This window comes from uncultured Aquincola sp. (genome assembly GCF_964001545.1).
GTDB lineage: Bacteria > Pseudomonadota > Gammaproteobacteria > Burkholderiales > Burkholderiaceae_C > Aquincola.
Window position 1 is genome coordinate 1 of sequence record NZ_CAXFDV010000513.1, and the last position, 9,819, is coordinate 9,819.

Annotated in this window: 8 protein-coding genes and 1 pseudogene; 7 read left to right on the forward strand and 2 right to left on the reverse strand. The window is 70.3% G+C overall.

The window, feature by feature from the left end; genetic code table 11:
* The 3 genes from ABNT58_RS17350 to ABNT58_RS17360 all read left to right on the forward strand — a co-directional run.
* Positions 1-2,001: TonB-dependent receptor (locus tag ABNT58_RS17350; RefSeq protein ID WP_348754695.1), on the forward strand; the 2,001-nt coding region annotated here is incomplete at its 5' end.
* Positions 1,998-4,187, forward strand: coding sequence for a hypothetical protein (locus ABNT58_RS17355; protein ID WP_348754696.1), 2,190 nt, complete (start codon positions 1,998-2,000; stop codon positions 4,185-4,187). The genes ABNT58_RS17350 and ABNT58_RS17355, both read left to right, overlap by 4 nt.
* A 69-nt stretch (positions 4,188-4,256) precedes the next feature.
* Complete coding sequence (locus ABNT58_RS17360; protein ID WP_348754697.1) at positions 4,257-4,745, forward strand: Fur family transcriptional regulator; 489 nt, start codon at positions 4,257-4,259, stop codon at positions 4,743-4,745.
* Positions 4,746-4,766: 21 nt separating this feature from the next.
* On the opposite strand, the gene ABNT58_RS17365 is transcribed toward ABNT58_RS17360, so the two are convergent.
* Together ABNT58_RS17365 and ABNT58_RS17370 are read right to left on the reverse strand one after the other, a co-directional pair.
* Complete coding sequence (locus ABNT58_RS17365; protein ID WP_348754698.1) at positions 4,767-5,642, reverse strand: all3515 family Zur-repressed PEP-CTERM protein; 876 nt, start codon at positions 5,640-5,642, stop codon at positions 4,767-4,769.
* A gap of 480 nt (positions 5,643-6,122) precedes the next feature.
* Positions 6,123-7,037: a YicC/YloC family endoribonuclease gene (locus ABNT58_RS17370; protein ID WP_348754699.1), complete on the reverse strand. Its 915-nt coding sequence runs from the start codon at positions 7,035-7,037 to the stop codon at positions 6,123-6,125.
* A 26-nt stretch (positions 7,038-7,063) separates the two neighbouring features.
* On the opposite strand from ABNT58_RS17370, the gene ABNT58_RS17375 reads away from it, so the two are divergent.
* The 4 genes and pseudogenes from ABNT58_RS17375 to ABNT58_RS17390 form a co-directional block, all read left to right on the forward strand.
* Positions 7,064-8,032: a serine/threonine-protein kinase gene (locus ABNT58_RS17375; protein ID WP_348754700.1), complete on the forward strand. Its 969-nt coding sequence runs from the start codon at positions 7,064-7,066 to the stop codon at positions 8,030-8,032.
* Positions 8,033-8,042: 10 nt separating this feature from the next.
* Positions 8,043-8,954 (forward strand): PP2C family serine/threonine-protein phosphatase, encoded by a 912-nt coding sequence (locus ABNT58_RS17380; protein ID WP_348754701.1) that lies wholly within the window; start codon positions 8,043-8,045, stop codon positions 8,952-8,954.
* A 15-nt stretch (positions 8,955-8,969) separates the two neighbouring features.
* Positions 8,970-9,701, forward strand: a complete 732-nt coding sequence (gene rph, locus ABNT58_RS17385) for a ribonuclease PH (RefSeq protein ID WP_348754702.1) — start codon at positions 8,970-8,972, stop codon at positions 9,699-9,701.
* Positions 9,701-9,819: pseudogene (locus ABNT58_RS17390) on the forward strand (non-canonical purine NTP pyrophosphatase); the annotation flags it as partial. The gene rph and the pseudogene ABNT58_RS17390, both read left to right, overlap by 1 nt.

The following is a 9,819-nucleotide window of genomic DNA, read 5'->3' on the forward strand; positions in this document are numbered from 1 at the left end:
CTGTCGGGCGCTGCGCTGCGCAGCCGCATGGCAGCCACGCTGGGCGCCACGCTGGAGCAGGAGCTGGGCATGGGCAACGCCAGCTTCGGCCCCGGTGTGGGCCTGCCCGTGATCCGCGGACAGGGCGGCAGCCGTACGCGCATGCTGCAAGGGGGGCTGGGCACGCACGACGCGTCATCGGTCAGTGCCGACCACGGGGTGATGGTGGAGCCCGCGCTGGCCGAGCGCATCGTCGTCCATCGCGGGCCGGCAGCCGTGCGCTTCGGGGGCAATGCCATCGGTGGCGCGGTGGAGGTGGAGGAGGACCGCATTCCCATGCGCCGACCAGCCCGCCTGCGCGGTCGCGGCCAGGTGCGCGCGGGCACCGACGGCGGCCTGGCCATGCTGCGCCTGGACGGCCCAGCCGCCGAGACGCTGGCCTGGCATGTGGACGTGCACGGACGCCGCAGCCCTCGCACCCGCATCGCGGGCTGGGCCCTGGATGAAGACGCCATCCGCGAGCAGTTCCAGCTGGTCAATGGCCGCAATTCCCACGGCCGCATCGACAACAGCGACGCCCGCAGCCACGGCGGTGCGGTGGCCTTGAGCCATGTGTCGGGCGGCGGCGCCATGGGCCTGTCGGTGTCGCGGCTGCAGCAGCACTACGGCCTGCCGCCGGGCGCCCATTCGCATGCGCCGTCGAGCATCGGCACGGCGCCGCCGCCTGAGCGGGTGCGCATCGCGGCCACGCAGGACAAGCTGGACCTGCAGGCCGAACTGGACCTGGCGTCACCGCAGCTGTCGCAGCTGCGCGTGCGTGCAGCGCGGGTGGACTACACGCATGACGAAGTGGACCAGGGGCGTCTGGGCAGCCGCTTCAGCAACCAGGTGAGCGAAGCGCGCGTGGAACTGGACCATGCACTGGCAGCGTCTGTCACGGGCACGCTCGGGCTGCAGCTGCAGCACCGCGTGTTCTCGGCCCTGGGGCCCGAGGCTTTCGTGCCGCGCACGCGCGTGGGCAGCCTGGGCCTGTTTGCCATTGAAAGACTGGACCTGGGGCGCTGGCGGCTCGAAGGCGGCGTGCGCGCCGAGCACCAGGAAAGCGTGCCGCCCGACAGCTTTGCCGTGCCGGCGCTCGGCGGCGACGTGCCCTTGCAGACGCGCCGCTTCAACCCGGGCAGCGTGTCGCTGGCGCTGCAGCGGGGCTACGGCCCGCCGCCCGCAGCGGAGGAGCGCGGCGGCAGCGCGCAGGCGCCTGCGTCGGGCCGCATCACCCTCACGCACTGGCGCGCCAGCCGCGCCCCTGATGTGCAGGAGCTGTATGCGGGCGGGCCGCACATCGCCACCCGCAGCTTCGACCTCGGCAACACCGGGCTGGACATCGAGAAGCTCATCGGCTGGGACCTGGGCTGGCAGCACCGCCAGGGTCGCTGGTCCGTCAGTGCCAATGCCTGGCGCTACCGCAGCGACAGCTACATCTACCAGCGCAGCCTGGGCTGGTTCTACCGGCCCGAGGAAGGCAAGGCCAGCTTCCTGTGCGTGCGGCTCGACCACTGCCTGCCGGCCACCAAATACCAGCAGGCGGCTGCACAGCTGCACGGCTACGAGCTGGAGCTGGGCTGGCGCCTGCCCTGGGCGGCGCTGGGTGAGCCGCGGCTGAGCCTGTTTTCCGACGGCGTGCGGGCCAGGCTGCTGGAGGGCGGCGATGTGCCGCGCATGCCGCCGCAGCGCTACGGGCTGGCGCTGCAGGTGGACACCGGGCCGTGGCAGGCTGAACTGCGGGCCACCCGCGCCCGTGCGCAGACGCGCCCCGGCGACAACGAAACCGCCACCGACGGCTGGTTCCAGCTGCATGCCGGCCTGCGCTGGACGCAGGCGCTGGCCGACTCGCGCACGCTGACCGTCTTCTTCGTGGGACGCAACCTCGGCAACCAGGAGGTGCGCAACAGCGCTTCCTTTGTCCGCAACTACGCGCCCGAACCGGGCCGCACCTGGCAGGCCGGCCTGGAGCTGACGCTGTGAGCACCTGGCCACGCCCGCCGCGGCTGCGCGGCCTGCCGGCCATCGCCTTGCTGGCGGCCATGCTGGCCGGCTGCGGCGGTGGCGACGGCCGCGGCGAAGACCAGCTGGGCGCGCCGCAGCCGGTGCAACGCTGCGCCACCTGCGTGGCCGGCCGACTGACCGGCACCGTGAGCCTGGGCCAGCCGGCAGCCGCAGCGTGGGTGCGTGTCATCGACGCTGCCGGCGCCCAGGCCACGGGCCGCAGCGACGACAGCGGCCGCTACGACCTTGACGTGACCGGCCTGACCGGGCCGCTGCTGGTGCAGGCGCTGGTGCACAGCGGCGGCCGGCCCGCGTTGCTGCACGGCGCCGCATTGGCCACCGAGGCCGGCCGGCTGGAAGTGCAGGTGACGCCGGTCACCGAGTTGATCGTGGCCGATGCGCTGGGCGGCCACCCCGCGGATCTGCTCGATGCCGGGCGCGCGGAACTGGCTCGGCTGGGCGCCAGTCTGACGGACAGCGAGAGCCGCGTCGAAGCCCTGCTGCGCCCGCTGCTGGATGCGCTGGGCGTTGACGGCGGCATCGATCTGCGCACCGCATCGATCGGGCCGGGCGGCCCGCTGGCGCAGGCCCTGGCCTGGCTGCAGGTGAGTGCGGTCGACCAGGGCTACGCGGTGCAGCAGGGCGCCGACGGCCCTTCGCTGCTGCTGGCCCCGGGCGGGCCGGCGGGCACTGCTGCACTGGCCGCCCCCACGCCGCAGGCGCTGGCCGACTGGCGGGCGGGCCAGGCTGCGATGCCTGCGGTGCAGCAGCGGCTGCAGCAACTGGCCAGCAGCTTCGGCAGCGGGCTGCCCGAGCCTGCCGCGCTGCGCGCCTGGCTCACCGACGACTTCCTGCATGCGGGCCTGGACGCCGCGGCCTATGTGGACCGCGTGCTGCGCCGCGAGGACGCCGCCACGCAAGGCGGCTACAGCCTGCGTGGCGTGGCCTTCGATCAGCTGCGCCTGCTGGCCGTGGGCGAGGGTGGCCGCCGATTGCAGGTGGCCTGGCGCGTGCGCACCGCCGCTGCGCAGCACAGCTGGGACGAGCGCATGTGGCTGCGCCTGGGAGATGCCGGGTGGCAACTGGCCGGCAACGGCCTGGGTGGGCGTGTACGGGTGCGCCACGCCGCGGTGCTGGGCCCACGCGCGCAGACGGGCGACGAGGTGCGCCGGCTGCCGGGCGTCGTCTGCGCCATCGCCAGCGTGGTGCTGTCGGCGCAGACGCGTGAACGATGCGCCATCGAGGGCGGCACCATTGGCACGCCTGCGCCGGGCTGGATGGACCTGGGCGGCCCCGATGAAGCCTGGTTCGGCCTTCAGGCCCTGTACCGCTCGGACGCGGACAGCGCCGCCCAGCGGCTGGCCGACTACGCCGCCCACAGCCGCATCCTCGGCCAGCCCAGTGCCCGGGTGAGCCGCCATCTGTGGCTGGACGTGGATGCCTGGCAATCCGATCCGCGGGCCGTGCAGGTGCGTGTGGAAGGGCCCGGCCTGCCGGCGTCCGGCGTGCTGCTGTACCGCCCGCCGGCGGGCAGCAGCGGCGCTTCGTTCACGCTGGACCCGCGGGGCGAGGACCCCTGGCGCGGGGTGGAACTGGCGGATTGTGCGGCCGTCCCCGGCAGCGGCTCCTGCGCCGCGGGCACGGTGCTGCCGGGCACCGGCAGCGGCTACCGCTTCGCGCTGCTGGAGGCTTCAGGCCAGGTGTTGCACACGCTGGAGGCCCGCCTGCCCAGCGCTGCGCCGGACACCGCCCGGCTGCTGGCGCAGACCGCGCAGCGCTTTGCCCGCTGGCGCCTGCAGGACCAGCCCGCAGCCCAACCCACGCTGGCCCGGCTGCTGGGGGCCACGCTGCCCGCCGGTGCGGGCGACGCGCTGGTGCTGTCGCAAACCTGGCTGCCCCCGCAGGACCCGCTGCACCAGGCGGCGTGGGTGGAACTGACCTGGCACCGGGCGCCGCTGCCGCCGGCCACCGGCGATCCGTCGGTGCTGCGCCAGCGTGTGCTGCTGTCGGCCGATACGGCGGCGCCCACCGTCGCGCGTGTGTGGGAGACGGCACTGCCGGCGCGCGAAGGCCAGCGCACCGTCTGGCTCAGCGTGGCGCTGGGCGCCACCGATGCGCTGGGCAACCTGTATCTTCATGCGGTGTCGCCGTCCAACCCCTATTAGTCGCGTGGATGGTGGGCGGCTGAATCGGCAAAAACGCTGCAACCCGGCGTGCGCTTCTACAATTTGGTCATGCCGACGACCAAGCCAGCCCCGATCAAGCGCGCCCAGCAACAGGCCCAGGCCCGTGCCCAGCGGCTGGAAGCCCACCGTCAGCGGCTGGCCGAGGCGGGCCTGCGCGTCACGGCCGCCCGGCTGGCGGTGCTCGAAGCCGTCAGCACCGCAGAGGCTGCGCTCAGCCATGCGGACATCGACGCCTCATTGCCCGAACCGCTGGACCGCGTGACGCTCTACCGCACGCTCGATGCGCTGGTCGAGGCCGGCTTTCTGGCACGGCAGGTGGGGGCCGACCGCGTCAGCCGCTTTTCACTGCTGGCCGAAGCGGCACAGGCGCATGGCGAGCATGCGCACTTTCATTGTGACGAGTGCGGCAAGGTCTATTGCCTGCCCACACGCACGCCGCGGGTGCCGGCCGTGCCCGACGGTTTTGCGGTCGACAGCATCGACCTGCACGTGCACGGGCATTGCGCGGCCTGCACCGCACGCGCCCGCAGCCGCTGAGGCGACCGCGGGCAACCGTCCTCAGCCGGCGCGGTGACGCCGGACAGCCACCGCCGCCAGTGCCAGGCCCATCAGCATCAGGGCCCAGGTCTGCGGCTCCGGCACAGGCGCCGCCACCGAGAAGTCGTAGCTGAAGCTGCCGCCCGACATCACGGCGCTGTTGCCACCCAGGTTCACCAGCGAAAACTGCGCGCTGTAGACGCCGGGTGCCAGGCTCGCATCGACATGGAAAGTCGGCATGAAGCTCAGGCTGGCGCTGTCGCCCAGGTTGAAGACGCTGCCCACACCGCCGCTGAAGGCGTCCATGCTGCTGCCGATGGCCACCTTGAGGCCGGCGCTGATGCTCTCCAGCTTCAGGCCCACCACCACATCGTTGAAGGACTTGTTCCAACGACCGGCGCTGCTGCCGTAGAGCACGTCGGCCGCGCTGCCGAGACCGCTCAGCGACTGGATGGATGCGGCCCCCAGATGGCTGTAGTCGGCCGCGGGGCTGCCCTCGGCCAGCGGCTGGCTGACCCAGCGACCCGCGAAGGCGCCGCTGCCGGCTTTCAGGGCGATCGACGAGGTGGCCTCGTCGACACGGGAAGACACCTCGGGCAGCCGGTTGTTGGCGCTGGTGGGCTGCACCACCGGGGCGGCGGCCGTGCCGGTGTAGCTGTAGGCACCGATGCCATGGAAGTGGTTGCCATGGTCGAACAGCAGCGTGAGGCGGCCGGCATTGGGATTGGCCAGGCCGGCAAAGGTGCCGGAGGCCACGGTCTGCAGGCTGTCGACGCCGATGTAGTAGCCGATGCCTTCATCGGTCCGAATGCCGGTGGCCGAAGCGCTGCCACCGAACGCGAGCAGGCAACTGGTCACGCCGGCCACCCAAAGGCGGTGGTGCTTGTTCTGGGTCATGTGTTCTCCGTCCTGTCGTTGTTGAAGTCAGCCGTCCACCATGAAGGGGACGGTGATCAATTATGCAACCAAGTTGCATTAACAGGCGTTGGCAAGGGCCCGATGGACAAGGGCATCCACGGGCAGCCGCCCGCCCCGCGGGCGCCATCAGATCGATCAACGCCAAGGCGGCACGGCGGGCCGATGGTGCGTATCAGCAGCGCCTCGCCGAGATGCGGCGGCGCCTGACTGGGCCAGCGCAGCCACTCGCCAGGCACGCGCGGTGTCGGTGCAGGCCGCTGCAGCACGGACTTCACGCTGCACGCTGCCTGTGGCTCAGCGACCGCCCTGCCACGAAGCAATCCACGCCCAAGCCGGCCCAGTAGGTACGTGCTCCCCGGCGCTGCGATCGACGCCGACGGGCCGAGCCAGGCCTTGACCTCGCGGTGGCGACAACGGGTTGGCTGGCTTTCAGGGGACCTTTTTGGAGCCCCCGAAACCTCACTCGATGTTCTGCACCTGCTCCCGCATCTGCTCCACCGCCACCTTCATCTCCACCGAGATGCCGGTGAGTTCCAGTGCGGCAGACTTGCTGCCCAGGGTGTTGGCTTCGCGGTGCAGTTCCTGGATCAGGAAATCGAGCCGCTTGCCCAGTTCGCCGCCGGCCTTGAGCAGGCGTTCGATCTCGTCGAGGTGCGCCGTCAGGCGGGCCAACTCTTCGGCCACGTCGATGCGGATGGCAAACGCCGCCGCCTCATTCAGCGCGCGGTCGCGCTGCGCGTCTTCGCTCACGGCCTGCTGGCCGGTGTTGGCGGCTTGCAGCGCCTCGTTCCAGCGCTCCAGGAAGCGCTGCTGCTGGCGCTGCACCACGGCGGGCACCAGCGGCTTGGCCTGTTCGGCCAACTCGCGCAGGCGCCCGATGCGTTCCATCAGCACCTTCACCAGGCGGTCGCCTTCACGGGCGCGGGCCTCCTTCAGCGCTTCCACCGCCTGGCGGGTGGCCTCCAGGGCCACTTCGTCCAGCCGCTCGGCGGGGGCTGCGCTGCGGCACCAGTTCAAGGCCTCGTGCACCGACAGCGCGGGCGCCTTGGGCAGCCAGGTCTGCACCGTGGCTTCCAGCTGGGCCAGGCGCATCAGCTGCTCGGGCGCGGGGTGGGGCCAGCTGCTGTCGGCGTCGCGCTGGCCGGCCAGGCGCAGCTCGATCTTGCCGCGGCGAAAGGCCGCGCCCACCACTTCGCGCAGGGCCGGCTCCAGGCCGCGCAACTCGTCGGGCAGCCGGAAGGCCAGGTCGAGGAAACGGCTGTTCACCGACCTCAATTCGACCGTCACGCCAGCCCCGGAATGACCCGGGTTTTCGGGGTTTGTCGCAGCGGCCGCCGTGGCGCTGCCATAACCGGTCATGCTGTAGACTGCCATGGGACCCTGTAGCAAAAAAGTCGATTATGTCAAAGCCCAAACCAGCCCCGTTGCCCTCGGGCACCGTGGTGGGCGGCTACCAGGTCGTCAAGAAGCTGGCCGCCGGTGGTTTTGGCGTGGTTTATCTGGCCGAAGACGATCAGGGCCATCTGGTGGCGCTGAAGGAATACCTGCCTTCTTCCCTGGCCGAGCGTTCGCCGGGTGAACTCACGCCCCGCGTCAAACCCGAAAAACAGCCGCTTTACCGGCTGGGCCTGAAAAGCTTTTTCGAAGAAGGCCGCTCGCTCGCGCAGATCAGCCACCCCAGCGTGGTGTCGGTGCTCAATTTCTTCCGCGAGAACGAAACCGTCTACATGGTCATGAATTACCTGCAGGGAGATACCCTGCAGGACTTCATCGTGACCGCACGCGAACTCAAGCGTGACAAGGTGTTTCGTGAATCGACCATCCGGTCGTTGTTCGACGAGATCCTGCGAGGTTTGCGCATCGTCCACCAGCACAAGATGCTGCACCTGGACATCAAGCCGGCCAACATCTTCATCACCAACGACAACAAGGCGGTGCTGCTGGATTTTGGTGCCGCGCGCGAGGTGCTGAGCAAGGAAGGCAATTTCATCCGGCCGATGTACACGCCGGGTTTTGCCGCGCCCGAGATGTACCGCCGCGACGGCACGCTGGGCCCGTGGACCGACATCTACGCCATCGGCGCCTGCATCTACGCCTGCATGCAGGGCTACCCGCCCAACGACGCGCCGCAGCGCATCGAGAAAGACCGGCTGGCGCTCAGCCTTTCGCGGCTGCGCAACGTCTACTCCGACAACCTGATCGAGGTGACCGAATGGTGCATGTCGCTCGATCCGCTGTCGCGCCCGCAAAGCGTGTTCGCCTTGCAAAAGGAACTGGCGCGTGAATCGGAACGGCGCTACACCAAGCTCAGCTTCAGCGAACGTTTGAAGCTGCAGCTCGAGAACCTGAAGAGCGGCGCCAAGTCGTGAAGGGGCAAGCATGAGGTTCGGCGTGTACCAGGTCAGCCGCAAGGGCGGCCGCGAGAAGAACGAAGACCGCATGGGCTACTGCTACACGCGCGATTCGGGCCTGTTCGCGCTGGCCGACGGCATGGGCGGCCACCCCGAAGGCGAAGTGGCGGCCCAGCTGGCGCTGCAGACATTGGCCGCGCGCTTCCAGCGCGATGCCAAGCCCCGCCTGCCCGACCCGCTGCGCTTTTTGCACGAAGGGCTGATCGCCGGCCACCAGCAGCTGCTGCGCTACGCCACCGAAAAGGCCTTGATCGACACCCCGCGCACCACGCTCGTGGCCTGCGTGCTGCAGGGCGATGCGGCCTACTGGGCGCACTGCGGCGATTCGCGGCTGTACCTGGTGCGCGGCGGCAAGCTGGTGGCGCGCACGCGCGACCACAGCTACTCCGAGCTGCAGGAAACGCTGAGCCAGGTGGTGCCCATGCGTGAGCGCTTCAACCGCAACGTGCTGTTCACCTGCCTGGGCAGCCCGGGCAAGCCGGTGGTCGACACCTCGGGTCCGCTGCTGCTGCAGCCCGGCGACCGGCTGCTGCTGTGCTCCGACGGGCTGTGGGGTCCGGTCAGCGATGTCGAGATCACCGACCGGCTGGGCCGCCAGCCCATCCATGAGGCCGTGCCCGAGCTGGTGGAAACCGCGCTGCGCAACGGCGGCCCCAAGTGCGACAACGTGACCGCGCTGGCCATGGAGTGGGAAGCTTCGGAAGACCGTCGGCAGCAGGGGGGCGTGAGCACCCGCAGCCTGGGCGACGAGGTGTTTGCCTCTACCATCCAGGCCAGCGTGGCGGGCGATGCCCGCGACGACCTCGACGAAGCCGAGATCGAACGTTCGATCAAAGAGATCAACGAAGCGATCCGCCGCTCGTCCCAGAAAAAGACCTGACCGAGGTTCTCCCCGATGACCGATTTCCTGCGCGCGGGTGCCCGCGCCGCGGACGCCATGCGCGCCGTCTCCATCACCCGTGGCTACACCAAGCACGCCGAAGGCTCGGTGCTGGTGGCCTTTGGCGACACCAAAGTGTTGTGCACCGCCTCGGTGGAAGAACGCGTGCCGCCGCACAAGCGTGGCAGTGGCGAAGGCTGGCTCACCGCCGAATACGGCATGCTGCCGCGCGCCACCCACACTCGGGGCGACCGTGAGGCGGCCCGCGGCAAGCAAAGCGGCCGCACACAAGAGATCCAGCGGTTGATCGGCCGCTCGCTGCGCTGCGTGTTCGACCTGTCGCTGCTGGGCGAGCGCACCATCAGCCTCGACTGCGACGTGCTGCAGGCCGATGGCGGCACCCGCACCGCGGCCATCACCGGCGCCTTCGTCGCGGCGCACGATGCCGTCAGCTGGCTGCTGGAACGGGGCCTGATCACGCAAAGCCCGATCCGCGACTTCGTGGCCGCGGTGTCGGTGGGCATCGTGCAGGGCACGCCGCTGCTGGACCTGGAATACACCGAAGACTCGGCCTGCGACACCGACATGAACGTGGTGATGACCGGCGCTGGCGGCTTCGTGGAAGTGCAGGGCACGGCCGAAGGCGCCAGCTTCTCGCGCGCCGAGATGGATGCGCTGCTGGCCCTGGCCGGCAAGGGCATCGCCGAACTGGTGGCCGCGCAAAAGGCCGCCCTGGGCGTGGCGTGATGAAGCTGGTGCTGGCCTCCAACAACGCCAAGAAGCTCAAGGAGCTGCAGGCGCTGTTCGCCGGCCTGCCGGTGGAACTGGTCACGCAGGGCTCGCTGGGCGTGACGGAGGCGGAAGA

Excerpts from the sequence above, each read along its gene's own strand:
- ABNT58_RS17360 (WP_348754697.1), top strand. The coding sequence starts at position 4,257 with ATGCCGACGACCAAGCCAGCCCCGATCAAGCGCGCCCAGCAACAGGCC.
- ABNT58_RS17365 (WP_348754698.1), bottom strand. The coding sequence starts at position 5,642 with ATGACCCAGAACAAGCACCACCGCCTTTGGGTGGCCGGCGTGACCAGT.
- ABNT58_RS17370 (WP_348754699.1), bottom strand. The coding sequence starts at position 7,037 with ATGGCAGTCTACAGCATGACCGGTTATGGCAGCGCCACGGCGGCCGCT.
- ABNT58_RS17375 (WP_348754700.1), top strand. The coding sequence starts at position 7,064 with ATGTCAAAGCCCAAACCAGCCCCGTTGCCCTCGGGCACCGTGGTGGGC.
- ABNT58_RS17380 (WP_348754701.1), top strand. The coding sequence starts at position 8,043 with ATGAGGTTCGGCGTGTACCAGGTCAGCCGCAAGGGCGGCCGCGAGAAG.
- rph (WP_348754702.1), top strand. The coding sequence starts at position 8,970 with ATGACCGATTTCCTGCGCGCGGGTGCCCGCGCCGCGGACGCCATGCGC.